The organism is uncultured Nevskia sp., from assembly GCF_903885465.1.
In the GTDB taxonomy this organism is placed as follows: domain Bacteria; phylum Pseudomonadota; class Gammaproteobacteria; order Nevskiales; family Nevskiaceae; genus Nevskia.
Window position 1 is genome coordinate 1 of the sequence record NZ_CAISIQ010000265.1, and the last position, 15,171, is coordinate 15,171.

The 15,171-nt window shown below is 63.2% G+C and carries 11 protein-coding genes and 1 tRNA gene; 6 read left to right on the plus strand and 6 right to left on the minus strand.

Annotated elements, in window-relative coordinates; translation table 11 throughout:
* The 4 genes from QZY06_RS09895 to QZY06_RS09910 all read right to left on the minus strand — a co-directional run.
* The coding region (locus QZY06_RS09895) for a tartrate-resistant acid phosphatase type 5 family protein (protein ID WP_295683540.1) at nt 1-867 on the minus strand (867 nt) is incomplete at its 3' end.
* Between the two features lie 23 nt (nt 868-890).
* Nucleotides 891-3,698 (minus strand): TonB-dependent receptor, encoded by a 2,808-nt coding sequence (locus QZY06_RS09900; RefSeq protein WP_295683541.1) that lies wholly within the window; start codon nt 3,696-3,698, stop codon nt 891-893.
* A gap of 244 nt (nt 3,699-3,942) precedes the next feature.
* Nucleotides 3,943-5,634: an alkaline phosphatase D family protein gene (locus tag QZY06_RS09905; RefSeq protein WP_295683544.1), complete on the minus strand. Its 1,692-nt coding sequence runs from the start codon at nt 5,632-5,634 to the stop codon at nt 3,943-3,945.
* A 90-nt stretch (nt 5,635-5,724) separates the two neighbouring features.
* Nucleotides 5,725-6,546 carry a pyruvate, water dikinase regulatory protein gene (locus QZY06_RS09910; protein WP_295683547.1) on the minus strand — a complete coding sequence of 274 codons (822 nt, stop codon included), beginning with the start codon at nt 6,544-6,546 and terminating at the stop codon, nt 5,725-5,727.
* Between QZY06_RS09910 and QZY06_RS09915 the strand changes: the two genes are divergently transcribed.
* The 3 genes from QZY06_RS09915 (at nt 6,529) to QZY06_RS09925 (ending at nt 10,016) form a co-directional block, all read left to right on the plus strand.
* The gene (locus QZY06_RS09915) at nt 6,529-6,906 is read left to right on the plus strand and encodes a multidrug efflux SMR transporter (RefSeq protein WP_295683550.1); all 378 of its coding nucleotides are present in this window, start codon (nt 6,529-6,531) and stop codon (nt 6,904-6,906) included. The genes QZY06_RS09910 and QZY06_RS09915 overlap by 18 nt on opposite strands.
* Nucleotides 6,907-6,952: 46 nt before the next feature.
* Nucleotides 6,953-9,325: a phosphoenolpyruvate synthase gene (gene ppsA / locus QZY06_RS09920; RefSeq protein ID WP_295683553.1), complete on the plus strand. Its 2,373-nt coding sequence runs from the start codon at nt 6,953-6,955 to the stop codon at nt 9,323-9,325.
* 94 nt (nt 9,326-9,419) lie between these two features.
* Nucleotides 9,420-10,016 (plus strand): ribonuclease T2, encoded by a 597-nt coding sequence (locus tag QZY06_RS09925; protein ID WP_295683555.1) that lies wholly within the window; start codon nt 9,420-9,422, stop codon nt 10,014-10,016.
* Nucleotides 10,017-10,020: 4 nt separating this feature from the next.
* Here QZY06_RS09925 and QZY06_RS09930 read toward each other — a convergent pair whose 3' ends face one another.
* Together QZY06_RS09930 and QZY06_RS09935 are read right to left on the minus strand one after the other, a co-directional pair.
* Entirely contained in the window at nt 10,021-11,220 is a 1,200-nt protein-coding gene (locus tag QZY06_RS09930; RefSeq protein WP_295683556.1) for an ATP-binding protein, read from the minus strand.
* Between the two features lie 22 nt (nt 11,221-11,242).
* The gene (locus QZY06_RS09935; RefSeq protein WP_367275606.1) at nt 11,243-11,737 is read right to left on the minus strand and encodes a response regulator; all 495 of its coding nucleotides are present in this window, start codon (nt 11,735-11,737) and stop codon (nt 11,243-11,245) included.
* 256 nt (nt 11,738-11,993) lie between these two features.
* On the opposite strand from QZY06_RS09935, the gene QZY06_RS09940 reads away from it, so the two are divergent.
* The 3 genes from QZY06_RS09940 to QZY06_RS09950 all read left to right on the plus strand — a co-directional run bounded on the left by QZY06_RS09940 (nt 11,994) and on the right by QZY06_RS09950 (nt 15,169).
* Entirely contained in the window at nt 11,994-12,875 is an 882-nt protein-coding gene (locus QZY06_RS09940) for an EamA family transporter (RefSeq protein ID WP_295683560.1), read from the plus strand.
* Between the two features lie 60 nt (nt 12,876-12,935).
* On the plus strand, nt 12,936-15,017 hold the full coding sequence (uvrB, locus tag QZY06_RS09945) for an excinuclease ABC subunit UvrB (RefSeq protein WP_367275605.1): 2,082 nt from the start codon (nt 12,936-12,938) through the stop codon (nt 15,015-15,017).
* A 75-nt stretch (nt 15,018-15,092) separates the two neighbouring features.
* A tRNA-Val gene (locus QZY06_RS09950) sits at nt 15,093-15,169 on the plus strand.
* Nucleotides 15,170-15,171: the final 2 nt, after the last annotated feature.

Below are 15,171 nucleotides of genomic sequence, written 5' to 3' on the forward strand. Positions count from 1 at the left end.
GCGGCCATCATCCTTGTCCGGCGCGCCGAGCGGGCGCACTTCCGAACCGGCGCCGGACACCAGATGGGTGACCGTGCCGCCGGGGCGGCGGATCACCTGCAGATCGTGTTCGTGTCCAGCCATGTAGGCCTGCACGTGATACTTCTCGAGCAGGGGCACCAGTGTGGTTTCCAGTTCCTTCTGGATGCCGCCACCGGCTTCCTTCTTGCGCTTGCCGACCGTGTACACCGGGTGATGGCCAACGACGATCTTCCAGCGTGCGGTCGATTTCTTCAGCTCGGCTTCGAGCCAGCGCAGCTGCCGGGCAACGTCCTGATCGTCGACGGCGTACTTGTCCGGATGCTTCTGGTAGTCGTCGATGAACGGAGAAGTGTCGATGAAGAAGAACTGCGCGCTGATCCCCGAGCCCTCGCCGGCCTCGAAGGTCCTGGTGAAGTAGCGCGCCGGCATGTGCCAGCGCCGGCTGCGCTTGCTGTAGTCGATCTGGGCCTGCGGATTGCCGCGATAGTCGTGATTGCCGAGCACTACGTACCAGTCCGTGTGCAGCGCGTGGTCGGTGTAGACGTCTTCGAACGAGGCTTGCCAGGCCGGATCGTCGACGCTGGCGACGCCGTTCGGATAGAAGTTGTCGCCGACCGAAATCACGAATGCGGGATCGACCTTTCGCGCCGCTGCCGCCAGACGGCCGGCAGTATCACTCTGGCCGTCCTCGCCATGACGTCCCCAGTCACCGATGACCAGGAAGTGCAGCGCGTCCTTGACCGGCGTCACCGGTGATGTCGGCGGCGTGACCGGACCGGCAAGGCCGGACACGGACACGGACAGGATGAAGCCTAGCGCCAGCGCTGAGGAGCGGAGACAGTTCATGGTGACTGCGGAAGTCGGCTATTTCAGAAGTTCAGCTTGATGCCCAGTTCGCCGGTGAAGCCGTACTCCTCGTACTGCGAGTTGTAACGCTTCGAGCCGAGATAGGCATAGAACGGCTGGTCATTCAGATTGATCAGATTGACGTAGACGCGCGCGTAATCGGTGAGCTGATAGCTGGTCGTGAAATCGAGCTGCAGGTTGCTGGCGGCGCTGCGATCGAAACGTGGATCGTCGAGTTCTTCGAAGGAATCCAGGTAGGCGCTGCGATAGGTCGCCGAGATGCGGGCGCTGAAGCCGTATTTCTCGTAGCCGAGCGCGAGATTGCCGACCCGGTCCGACTGCCGCGGCAGCGATGTTTTCTCATCGCGGAAGGGCACTCGCGCCTGGCTGTCGACGAAGGTCGCATTGGCCGACACCAGCAGGCCATCGAACGGTGACGGCAGGAAGCGCAGCGACTGCGTGTAGCCGAGTTCGAGGCCGTAGACCTCGGCGGTATTGCCGTTGACCGCCTGGAAAACTTCGTCGAAGGCCTCGAAACCGGGGCTGCCGGCGACATCGGCGATGACGATGAAATTCTTGATCCGCTTGTAGAACGCGCCGGCCGAAATCACGCCGACGCCGCCCGGGTAGTACTCGAAGGCCAGATCGACGTTCTGCGCACGGAGCGGTTTCAGATCCGGATTGCCGGCTTCGGCAACACGTTCGATCTCGCCATCGTCCTCGGTCACTTCAACCGACAAACGCGGTGCCGCGTCCTCGTAGCCCGGCCGCGCCAGCGCCCGCGTGTAGGCCAGACGGCCGAGCAGGCGCTTCGAGAAGCGATAGCGGAAATGCAGGCTCGGCAGCACATCGGTGTACTGACGCTCGCCGGTGAATGGCGCAAAGCTCGGGTCGCCATCGCCGTCCACTTCGTCGATCGTCACCTGGGTGCCGAGCGCCTGGTAGTCGGTGTGCTCGACACGAACGCCACCGAGCACGCGCAGCGCATCGATATCGACTGCGGCCAGCGCATAACCGGCGTAGATGTCCTCGTCGATGCGGTAATCGCCGCCGCGCGAACCGATCGCCGACTCCGCAGCATCGACCTCGAAACCATCACGGCCGGCGTTGAAGAACGAGCGCAAGCGCCCGGTATCGACACCCGGCCCGAAGTTGCCGAGCGGATAGCGGATGCCGTTGTTCGCGTACGCGGACAGCAGCACATCGTCGTCACCGAAACCGTCGTACAGACTCAGCTCGCCCTCGTTGGTCTTCTTGCGGATGCGTGCCTTGCCGCCGACCTGCACATGTCCCGGATAGCCGCCGAAACTCAGATCGCGCTTCAGGTTCAGCGCGAAGCTGGTTTCGCGCTCTTCGGTCTTGGTCGACTCGAATTCGATTTCGTCGAGGGCGTAGTTGTCGGCATTCAGCACGCTGTCGTCGAGGCCGAACAGCAGCGGCTTGCGGCGGCTGTTCAGCGAATAGCCGAGATCGAAACCTTCGCCGACGAACAGATTGGTCTGGCTGTTCGGGTTCTTTTCGTTCGACACGCTTTGGGCGGCGACGTAATCGAGATGCCAGGGACCGAAGTTGTGCTTGGCACCGAGCGCGGCCGTGAAGATGCGCTGGGTTTCGATGCGCGCACTGGCCTCCTTCTGCACTTCGGCACCGAGGAACTGGCCGCCGTTGTCGTCGAGCGCCGAGACCTCGCCCTGATCGAAGCCGTACAGCGTGGTCTGCTGGACTTCGTCGTCCTCGAAACTCGAGTACAGCGTGCGCAGGTAGTACTGGTTGTCGGTGCTCGGCCGCCAGTCGAAGTTCAGGGTGGTCGACAGGCGTTCGCGGGTGATCGTGTAATCGCGCTGTTCGCCTTCTTCCAGGCCCGGCACTTCGCTGCCGTCCGGCGCTTCCAGGAACGGGAAGCCGGCGGTCTCGATGTTGTCGGAACCGAAGCGACGGCGGAAATAGCTGACGCCGCCGGAGACGCCGAAGTCGTTCTTGCCAGCCAGCGACAGCAAGCGCGTCGCGGTGGCCGCGAGACGCGGGCTGATGATCTCGCGCTGGTCGTTGTAGCTGCCTTCAGTGCGCAGGCTGAAGCTATTGCCGCGATCGAACGCGGTGGCGGTCTTGATCTCGATGTTGCCGCCGATGCCGTCGCCATCGAGGTCCGGCGTCAAGGTCTTGGTGACTTCCAGGCCTTCGAGCAGATCGGTGGCGATGACATCGAGATTCACCGCACGCGTGTCGTTCTGCGGCGCGCCGACTCTCACACCGTTGACGGTCGCTGCGTTCAGCGCCGGATCGAGCCCGCGGATGACCACGAAGCGGCCTTCACCCTGATCCCGCGCCACCGACAAGCCCGGCAGGCGCTGCAGGGACTCGGCGACGTTCTGGTCCGGATACTGGTTGATGGCGTCGAAATCGACGACGGTCTTGATGTTGTCCGCCGCGCGCTGGCGATTCAGCGCGCCGGCCTGGCCAGCGAGCTGGCCGACCACCAGCACCTGCTTGAGCTTGACCGAGGCGTCACCGAGCACGAAGTCCTTCGCGGTATCGGCCTTGTCGGCAACGGTGATCGACTCGACCACTTCGTTGGCGCCCAGATACTGCGCGCTGAGCTTGTAGCTGCCCGCCGGCACGCCACTGAACTGGTAGCGGCCATCGCGATCGGCCGAGGCTTCACGGCCCAGTTCCTGGATGCGGATGATGGTGCCCTGCAGTGAAGTGCCGGCACCACCCGCCACGCTGACCAGGCCACTGATGGTGCCCTCGGCGGCTGCCGCGCCGCTGAACAGAAACACCGCAATCAGTCCCCGTCGCGCCACCAATGACGCGAAACCCTTGCCCGTCATGACCATCCCCTTGGAAGAAAGCTGAACTCGCGTCATCGCTGGCTTCAGCCGGTCGATGCTTGTTGCGAGCGCACCCTAGGGACGCGGAATGACAAACTCGTTAAAAAAAGAAAGGAGGCAGCTTTCTAACCGATACTCATCAATAAATTGACATTTAATTTATGAAATTCGGCTGTTCGCAGTGCCGCTCCACAGTTCGCTGCGCAAGTTCAAAGATTCACGGCGCGCGGCGTTCGTAGCTTGTCTACGGCGCAAACGCCGGCGGATTGGTCTTCGGCGCGCTCTGCGTGCCACGCCGCAGATGATTCTCGCCACGGTTGGTCTGCAGTGCCGTCGCGAAACTCTGGCCACGCGAACGCTTGTCGATGGTGTCGACGTACCACCACTCGTTGCTGACCCGCTGCGGCGTGATGTCGAGCAGCATGTAACCGCGCTGATTCAGGTTGATGTACTTGAAGTGCGGGTTGTTGGTACGCAGCACCGGCACCAGCGCCTGCAGGCTGTCGAGCCCCGGCGAGGTGATCGAGGTGCAGACGAATTCCACGGCCAGCGAGCCGAGGCCGGTCAGCGCGTTGTAACCGCCGAAACGGCCGCCGAGCAGCTTGTTCGGGTCCGGCGTCAGATCGGCCGCCCAGGAGCAATGGATGTCGCCGGTCAGCACCACGACGTTGTCGACCGGATCGTTGTTCCGATCACCGGCCAGGGTTTCGAAGATGCGATCGCGGCGCGGGCTGTAGCCGTCCCATTGATCGACGTTCAGGTACTGGCTGAGCTTGCTCGCGTTCGGCAGGCCCAGCACTTTCAGCTGCGCGAACATCACGCCCTGGCCGATCAGTTTCCACTTGTTCTGCGGCGCGCGGCGCAGGCTGGTGATCAGCCAGTCTTCCTGTGCCAGGCCGAGCAGCTGGCGATTCGGATCGGTGAACGGACCGGTCTGCAGGAACACGCCGAGACCGGCTTCGGGCAACAGCCCGACCTGTGGCGTCAGCTGTTCGGCGCGGGCGCCGACCCGTTCTTCGAGCATGTGCAGATCGGCCAGATTGCCGATCGAGAACGAGCGGTTGTTGTGGCGCAGATCGTTGGCGTCCGGCACCCGGGTCGGCATCCATTCGTAATAGGCCTGCAGCGCGCTGGCAACGCGCGTGGCCCAGTCGCCCTCGGTATCCGGCTGATGGTTCTCGGCACCGCCGGCCCAGGCATTGTTGGCGAACTCGTGGTCGTCCCAGATGGCGATGATCGGATGCTGGCGATGCAGCGCCTGCAGTTCCGGCTCGCGCTTGTACTGGCCATGACGGCTGCGGTAATCGGCCAGGCTCAGGATTTCATGGGCCGGTTCGTAGCTGCGCGCATCGCCGTAATCGCCATTGCCGTACTCGTAGATGTAATCGCCGAGATGAATGACGAAATCGAGATCGGCGCGCTCGGCAATCCGCGCATAGGCATTGAAGTAGCCGTGGGCCAGGCTGGAGCAGGAAGCGACGGCGATCCGCAGGCGATCGACATTGCCCACCGGCAGCGTCCTGGTCCGGCCGATCGGCGACAGCACCGCGCCAACGTTGAAGCGGTAGTAGTACGTGCGGCCGGCTTCCAGGCCGGCGGCGTCGATCTTCACTGTGTAGTCGCGGCTGGTATCGGTGATCACGGCGCCGGTCTGCACGATGATGCTCAAGCCAGGATCGGTAGCGACCAGGTAGCTGACCGTGACCGGCCCGGCATTCGGCGTGCTCACCCGGGTCCACAAGATCACCCGATCCTTCAGCGGATCACCGCTGGCAACGCCGTGCACGAATGACAAGGTGGTGGCGGCGACAGCGACGTTGCTGCGCTCCGACAGCAGCGGCAGCGTGCTGGCCGCCAGGCCGGCGGCGGCAGACTTCAGGAAGTTGCGGCGATCCAATCCTGCGCGCTTCGGCTTGCGACGACGTTGCTGACCCATGGCTGCCTGCTCTCAATCTGGTGGCGGTAGCCTCAGATTGTTCGGCGCGGCAGTGACAACGGGATGACGGCCAGCTGACTGGCCGTGCAGCTAGCGGCGCAACCCCTTTTCCTGCATCACCATCGCCGCGATTTCCTCGATCGACATGTTTGCCGAGTTCAGATGCGGGATGTTGTTGCGGCGATAGAGCTGCTCGGCCTGCCGCAGTTCGTAGGCGCACTGGGCCAGCGAGGCGTACTTCGAACCGGGCCGACGCTCGCTGCGCACCTGCTGCAGGCGTTCGGGATCGGAGCTCAGGCCGAACAGCTTGGCTTGGAAGCCACGCAGCGCCTTCGGCAGTTTCTGGCTTTCGAGATCGTCCTCGGTCAGCGGGAAATTGGTCGCGAACACCGCGTGCTGCAGCGCCAGATACAGGGTGGTCGGCGTCTTGCCGCAGCGCGACGGCGCGATCAGGATCACGTCGGCGCGGGCCAGATCGCGGACGCTCTGGCCGTCGTCGTGCTCCATCGAGAAGTTCATCGCGTCGATGCGCGCGTTGTAACGGCCGTGATCGCTCATGCCGTGCGCGCGGCCCTGGGCGTGGCTGGACTTGATGCCCAGTTCCGCCTCGACCGGCGCGATGTAGGTATCGAACAGATCAAGGAACAGCGCGCTGGCGGTGCGGATGATCGCGCGCACCTCGTCATTGACCGTGGTGCTGAACACGATCGGCCGCCGGATTTCCGTGGTCGACACGTGATTGATATAGTCCACGGTCACGCGAGCCTTCTCGGTCGAGTTGATGAACGGCAGCGTGATTTTCTTGAACTCGACGCCTTCGAACTGCGTCAGCAGCGTCCCGCCGAGCGTTTCGGCAGTGATGCCGGTGCCGTCCGACACGAAGAACACGATGCGTTGCGCACTATCGGTCACGCGCAGGCGCCCCTTCTACCCGAATCCCCATTCCTTGCCATGTCCTGGTTTTATCTCGTTTTTGCCGGCCTGCTGGAAATCGGTTTCACGACCGCCCTGAAAATGTCGAACGGTTTCTCGCTCGAGCGGCCGAAATATATCCTCGTTTTCACCGCTTTCGCGCTGGCCAGCTTTTTCCTGCTGAACCTGGCGATGCGCACCATCTCGCTCGGCACGGCTTATGCAGTGTGGACCGGCATCGGCGCGGCCGGCACGGCGGTGGTCGGCGTCTGGTTCTTCCACGACACCCTGACCGGCCTGCAGATATTCTTTCTATGCCTGCTGATCGCCTCGATCATCGGGCTCAAGTTGGTATCCTGAGCCCAACAGCAGTCATCCTTCCCTCATTCAGCAGGAATTCCGGTAAATGGCGACCCCGACGGTACTCTGGTTCAAACAGCTGGGCATGCACGATGTCGAGCTAGTCGGCGGCAAGAATTCCTCGCTGGGCGAGATGATCCAGCACCTCACCAAGCTAGGGGTGTCGGTGCCGGACGGCTTCGCGACGACGGCTGAGGCCTATCGGGAATTCCTGGCCTATGAAGGCCTGGCCGACCGCATCAATGCCCAGCTCGATGCGCTGGATGTCGACGACGTGGTCAAGCTCGCCAAGGTCGGCAAGGCGATCCGCGAAGCCGTGATGCAGGCGCCGTTTCCTGCCTCGCTGGAAGCCGAGATCCGCACCGCCTATGACCGGCTGCTGGCCGAAGCCGGCGTCGAGATTTCGGTCGCCGTGCGCTCGTCGGCTACCGCCGAAGATCTGCCCGACGCTTCGTTCGCCGGTCAGCAGGAAACCTTCCTGAACGTCCGCGGTATCGACGACGTGCTGGCGAAGATGAAGGAAGTGTTCGCCTCCCTGTTCAACGACCGCGCCATCGCCTACCGCGTGCACAAGAACTTCGATCACTCGAAGGTCGCCTTGTCCGCAGGTGTGCAGCGCATGGTTCGCTCGGATGTCGGCTCGTCCGGCGTGATGTTCACGATGGATACCGAATCCGGCTTCCGTGATGCCGTGTTCATCACCTCCAGCTATGGCCTCGGCGAAGCCGTGGTCCAGGGCGCGGTGAATCCGGACGAGTTCTACGTCTACAAGCCTTCGCTGGCCGCCAAGCGCCCGGCGATCCTGAAGCGTGGCCTGGGCGAAAAAGCCAAGAAGATGGTCTATGCCGACCCGGCGGGCGGCAAGGCTGTCGAGTTCACCAGCGTCGCCGACGCCGATCGCCGCAAGTTCTCGTTGACCGACGCGCAGATCACCGATCTCGCCGCCCAGGCGATGATCATCGAGAAGCACTACCAGCGGCCGATGGACATCGAATGGGGCCTCGATGGCACCGACGGCAAGCTGTACATCCTGCAGGCGCGCCCGGAAACGGTGCAGTCGCGTGCCGGTGGCAGCCGTCTGCGCCGCTACAAGCTGAAATCCAAGGGCAAGGTGCTGATCGAAGGCCGCGCCATCGGCCAGAAGATCGGCGCTGGCCGCGTACGCTTCCTGAACTCGATCGACCAGATGGAGCGCGTGCAGCCGGGCGACGTACTGGTCACCGACATGACCGATCCCGATTGGGAACCGGTGATGAAGCGCGCCAGCGCGATCGTCACCAACCGCGGCGGCCGTACCTGCCACGCGGCGATCATCGCCCGCGAACTCGGCATTCCCGCCGTCGTCGGCACCGGCAACGCCACCTCGGTGCTGAAGGACGGCACCGAAGTGACCGTCAGCTGCGCCGAGGGTGACACCGGTTTCGTCTACGCCGGCCATGTCGACTACGCGATCGACGAGATCGAACTCGACAAGATGCCGGAGATTCCGGTCAAGATCATGATGAACGTCGGCACGCCGGAGCAAGCGTTCGACTTCGCGTCGCTGCCGCACAAGGGCGTCGGCCTCGCCCGTCTGGAATTCATCGTCAACCGCCAGATCGGCATCCATCCGCAGGCGCTGCTGGAACTCGACAAGCAGCCGGCCGACGTGCGCCGAATCATCGATCAGATGATTTCCGCGTACCCGTCGGCCGTCGATTACTTCTGGATGCGCATGGCCGAAGGCATCGCGATGATCGCCGCGGCGTTCGCGCCAGAGCCGGTGATCGTGCGTCTGTCCGACTTCAAGTCGAACGAGTACGCCAACCTCGTCGCCGGCAGCCGTTACGAGCCGCACGAAGAGAATCCGATGCTCGGCTTCCGCGGCGCTTCGCGCTACATCTCGAAGGACTTCCGTCCCTGCTTCGATCTCGAATGCAAGGCGCTGAAGTACGTGCGTGACGAGATGGGCCTGACCAATGTCCAGGTCATGGTGCCGTTCGTGCGCACGCTGGCCGAAGCCAAGGGCGTGTCCGACATCCTCGCCGCCAATGGCATGGCCCGCGGCGACAACGGCCTGAAGCTGATCATGATGTGCGAGCTGCCGTCGAACGCCGTGATGGCCGACGAATTCCTCGAGTACTTCGACGGCTTCTCGATCGGCTCCAACGACATGACCCAGCTGACCCTGGGCCTGGATCGCGATTCCGGCCTGGTGGCTGCTGGTTTCGATGAACGCGATCCGGCGGTCAAGAAGATGCTGAGCATGGCGATCAGCGCCTGCAAACGAGCAAACAAGTACGTCGGCATCTGCGGTCAGGGGCCGAGCGATCATCCGGATCTCGCCATGTGGCTGCTCGAGCAGGGCATCGAATCGATGAGCTTGAACCCGGACACGGTGGTCGAAACCTGGCTGTTCCTGGCGGGTCAGAAAGCGTAGACGAGGACTGTCCGATCGCCGTGCGGCAGTAGTGATGATGACGCGCGGCGGATTTTTGCGTGGCCCGTTGCTGGCGGCTTTGATGCTGCTAGCAATGGTCACAGTCACACAGGCTGACAGCACGCCCGGTCGCTTCGATTACTACCTGCTGAGCCTGTCATGGTCGCCGGAGTACTGCGCGCGATCTCACCGCGACGATGAGATGCAGTGCGCCCGCCCCTACGCCTTCGTCGTTCACGGCCTTTGGCCACAGGACGAGCATGGCTGGCCCTCGGATTGCCCCTCCAGAGAACGGGTACCCGATGCGACGATCGAACGCATGCTGCCGCTGATGCCCAATCGCGGCTTGATCATTCACGAGTGGCGCCGACATGGCACCTGCAGCGGCTTCAAGGCAGATGCCTATTTTTCGCTGGTCGAGCAGGTTTATCACTCGATCAATATTCCGGCGCGCTATCAGCGGCTGACCACCGCCTTGAGTGTTGCCACCAGTGAACTGCGCCGTGATCTGCTGGCGGCCAATCCTGCGATGCCGAAGAACGCGCTGATCCTGCAATGCGCGGGTAGTTATCTTCAGGAAGTCCGCATCTGTCTTGATCGTGAGCTCAAGCCACGCGCCTGCAGTTCCGACCAACGCAATCGTTGCGGTTCGAGCGTGCTGCTGAGGCCGATGCGGTCGAACGCCCGCTGATCGATCAGGCCGGCACTCCCTCGTCCAGTTCGGCAGGCAGTAGACGCTGCTCGGCAATGCTTACCGGCAGGCGCAGACGGAACTGCGTGCCGCTGTCGTCCGAAGTCGCGGTGATATCGCCGCCGTGATACGCCGCGATCTTGCGGCAGATCGCCAGGCCGATACCGGTGCCTTCGTAAGTCTCCGCGCCGTGCAGGCGGCGGAAGATGGCAAACACGTTGTCGAGCTGATCGGCCGGGATGCCGATACCGTTGTCGGCGACGGTCAGCAGCCAATGATCGCCATCGCGCTCGATCGAGATGCGGATGCTCGGCCGCGTGTCGGGCTTCTGGAACTTGATCGCGTTGCCGATCAGGTTCTGCAGCAACTGCACCAGCAAGCCGTGATTGGCCTCGATCTCGGGCAAGGTGCCGAAGGCGATATCGGCGCTGCTGCGGTCGATCTCCGCCTTCAGGCTTTTCAGCGCTTCGGTGATGGTGTCGGCCAGCGGCCGGCGAGTGATCGACGCGGCATCGGCACGGCCGACACGCGACAGCGATAGCAGATCCTTGATCAGCAACTGCATCTGCCGCGCGCCCTTGTCGATGTAGTCGAGAAACTCGACTGCATCGCCCTGCAGCTGATCACGATGACGCAGGCTGAGCAGCTGCGAAAACCCGGAGATGGTCCGCAGCGGCGCCTGCAGATCGTGCGAGGTGATGTAGGCGAACTGCTCGAGCTCCTTGACCGCGCGGTTCAGGTCGGTAAGCGAGCGGCGCAGTTCTTCCTCGGCCAGTTCGCGCGAGGCGATTTCTTCGAGCAGCCGCTGGTTCGCTTCGGCCAGTTCTTCCGGCGAGCGCATCGACAGCAGCCTCGGCACCAGCGGAATGATCGCGACCGCAGTGGCCAGCGATACCGCAGCGGTCAGCCCTTTCTCGATGCCCTGCAGGTAATAGATCGGTTTCCAGATGGTGACGATGTCGAGGATGTGGCTGATGCCGCACAACACGATGAATGCGGCGAACAGCGCAATCGCCCAGCCGAACGACAGCGGTGCCGGACGGCGCGTGATGAACCACAGCAGCGCCGCCGGAATCATCAGATAGGCAATCGCAGTGACCGAATCCGACGCCACGTGCAGCCAGATCAGATCCGGCCGCAACTGGAAGCAGACACCATGCGGCAGCAACCCGCTCGACAGTCCGGCAAGGACGTTCAGGCTCATGATTCAGGAAGTCCTGCGCGGCTCACTTGTCGTCGCCCGGCAAGCGACGCGGCGGCAGCACCACCAGCCGCAGCCAGAAGTCGCGCAGTGCTTCGGCCAGACGAAAGAAATCGCCGAGGTCGACCGGCTTCGACAGATAGCAGTTGGCGTGGGCGTCATAGCTGGCGGCGATATCGCTTTCGGCCGTCGAGGTCGACAGCACCAGCACCGGTGTGCGGCGCAAGGCCGGATCGCCCTTGATCGTACGCAGCACTTCACGGCCATCCATGCCCGGCAGATTGAGATCGAGCAGCACCAGATCCGGCGGCTTGCAGCCGGCGTATTCACCTTCGCCGCGAATCGCCCGCAGCGCCCGCTCGCCATCGCCGGCGATCACCAGTTCGTGCGGCAGGCCGGTTTCGCGCAGCACTTCCTGCATCAAGCGCACATCGGCAACGCTGTCCTCGACCAGCAGGATCACCGGCGCCCGCACGCTGCCGGCATTCGGTGAGCCAGTGTTGCCGGCGTTCTGGATCAGCACGCGATTCCCCCAAACGGGCAGCGACAGGCCTCGACCAAGGGGGATACGGCAAAACTGGCGACGTAATTCGACATGGTCGGGTCAGCGGGCAGAAGCCCGGGTTGGAACGATCACTCAATCTACGGGCCGCAACCGGACTGCGGAAAATTTTCATACCGATGGCGCCAGCCTGCGGACAGACGGCGGACCTCGCATTCACGGAGCGCTGGCGGAGTCGCTAGACTGCCGCGCTTCGCTTTTTCCACTCCTTTCCATGGCTGATGATCTGCGCCGAGGTGCTGTGTTCGCGGTCGCTGCGGCGGCGGCGATGGCGGTGGGCGCGACCTGTGTGAAAGGCGCCTCGGCCACCGTGCCGAGCACGATGATCGTGTTCTTCCGCGCCTTGTTCGGGCTGATGCTGATGCTGCCCTGGCTGATTCGCGGCGGCCGGCAAGCCTGGCGTACCCAGCGTATCGACGGCCATATCTGGCGCTCGGCGTTCGGCATCGTCTCGATGTACGGCTATTTCCATGCGCTCAGCCATCTGCCGCTCGCGGAAGCGGTACTGCTGACCTACACGATGCCGCTGTTCGCGCCCTTCATCGGCTGGCTCTGGCTCGGCGAACGGCCGCCGAATTCCGCCCTGCCCGCTGCCCTGATCGGCCTCGCCGGCATCGCCTTGATCGTCAAGCCAGGCACCACCGAACTGACCAGCTCGGCGGCGCTGATCGGAGCGCTGTCCGGCGTCAGTGCCGCGGCCGCGATGATCGGCATCCGCCGGATCAGCAACACCGAGCCGGCGTCGCGGATCGTCTTCTATTTCCTGCTGATGTCGACCGTCATCACCGCCACGCCGCTGCACTGGACCTGGCAGACGCCGACGGCACCGGCCTGGCTATGGCTGCTCGGCGTCGGCGCGTTCGCAACCGGCGGCCAGTTGCTGCTGACCCGCGCCTATGGTTCGGCACCGGCGGCGTTCATCGGGCCGTTCACCTACACCGCGGTGATCTTCGCCGGCGCACTGGGCTGGGCACTGTGGGGCGAAACGCCGGATCTGTGGTCGCTGGCCGGTATCGCCTTGGTGATCGGTTCCTGTCTGCTGACCTTGTTGCCTGGCCGCGGCCGGCGTCGCGTCGACGCGCCAACGGAAGTCTGAGATAGCCCCGGCCGTCGCGGACGGGTACTCTGGGCGGTCCCCTTTCGCGGTGTCCGCACCATGTCCAATCACAAGTCCGAACTGATCGTCGAGCACGTCTCCGACAAGCTGGTCCGGCTCAAGCGTCGTATCGATGGCGGCTTCAAGCTGAAGGCCGACTGGGCGCCCAGCGGCGATCAGCCGCAGGCGATCGAGAAACTGGTCGAGAACCTGGAGGACGGTCTGGCGCATCAGACCTTGCTCGGCGTCACCGGCTCGGGCAAAACCTTCACGATTGCCAACGTCATCCAGCGCACCCAGCGGCCAACGATGATCCTGGCGCCGAACAAGACCCTGGCCGGCCAGCTGTACGGCGAGTTCAAGGAGTTCTTTCCAGATAACGCGGTCGAGTATTTCGTCAGCTACTACGACTACTACCAGCCGGAAGCCTATGTGCCTTCGTCCGACACCTTCATCGAGAAGGATTCGGCGATCAACGAGCACATCGAGCAGATGCGGCTGTCGGCAACCAAGGCGCTGATGGAGCGCAAGGACGCGATCATCGTCGCCTCGGTGTCGGCGATCTACGGCCTCGGCAATCCCGAGGCCTACTTCAACATGGTTCTGCACCTGGTCAAGGGCGACAAGCTCGGCCAGCGCGAAATCATCCGCCGTCTCACGGAAATGCAGTACACGCGCAACGACGTGGCGCTGGCGCGCGGCACTTATCGGGTCCGCGGCGAGATCATCGACATTCATCCGGCAGAATCGGACGAGGAAGCGGTACGAGTCGAACTGTTCGACGACGAAGTCGACGGCATCAGCTACTTCGATCCGCTGACCGGTGAAATCCGCCGACGCGTGCCGCGGGCCACGGTCTACGCGAAGAGCCACTACGTGACGCCGAAAGAGCGGACGATGGCGATGAGCGGCGCGATCAAAGACGAGCTTCAGGAGCGGATCAAGTACTTCGCCGACAACGGCAAGCTGCTCGAAGCGCAGCGCATCGAACAGCGCACCAGTTTCGATCTCGAGATGATCCAGGAAATCGGCTACTGCAACGGCATCGAGAACTACTCGCGCTATCTGACCGGCCGCGAACCGGGCGAGCCGCCGCCCTGCCTGCTTGATTATTTGCCGCCGGACGCGCTTGTCGTCATCGACGAAAGCCACGTCACCGTTCCGCAGATCGGCGGCATGTACAAGGGCGACCGAGCGCGCAAGGAAACCCTGGTCGCCTACGGTTTCCGCCTGCCGAGCGCGCTCGACAACCGGCCGCTGAAATTCGAAGAGTTCGAGCGCTTGGTGCCGCAGACGATTTATGTCTCGGCGACACCGGGACCTTACGAGATGAAATTGTCGGGCGACGCGATCATCGACCAGGTGGTGCGCCCGACCGGCCTGATCGATCCGGAAGTCGAAGTTCGCCCCGCCGCTTCGCAGGTTGATGACGTGCTCGGCGAGATTCGGATCCGCGTGGCTCAAGGTGACCGTGTGCTGATCACCACCCTGACCAAGCGGATGTCGGAAGACTTGACCGACTATCTGAACGAGCATGGCGTGAAGGTGCGCTACCTGCATTCGGATATCGAAACCGTCGAGCGCGCCGAAATCCTCCGCGACCTGCGCATCGGCGTGTTCGATGTGCTGGTCGGCATCAACCTGTTGCGCGAAGGCCTTGATCTGCCCGAGGTGTCTCTGGTCGCGATTCTCGATGCCGACAAGGAGGGCTTCCTGCGTTCGTCTCGTTCGCTGATCCAGACCATCGGCCGCGCCGCCCGCAACCTGAACGGCAAGGCGATCCTGTACGCCGACGTGATCACCAATTCGATGCGGGTGGCGCTCGACGAAACCGATCGCCGTCGCGACAAGCAGATTGCCCACAACCTGGCCAACGGCATCACGCCGACCAGCATCGCCAAGCGCATTAACGACGTGATGAAGATGGGCTACGAAGCGAACGACACGACGCCGTCGCGCCGAGTCGCCGAGAAAGGCACCGATTACGCGCGGATGGCACCGGAGAAACTCGCGAAGATCATCGCCAAGCTCGAGAAGGAAATGCGCGAAGCGGCGCAGAACCTGGAATTCGAATTGGCCGCGAAGAAACGCGACGAACTCCGGCGGCTCCGCGAGACCGCGCTCGGCGCCCGTTCGGGCTGAACCCGGTCAGTCTCAACTTGGTCGCGAATATGCTTGCAACGTCTGCCCACGTGCTCCTATAATTGCGGACTACGCAGGCGCGTAGCTCAGCTGGTTAGAGCACCACCTTGACATGGTGGGGGTCGATGGTTCGAGTCCATTCGCGCCTACCAAA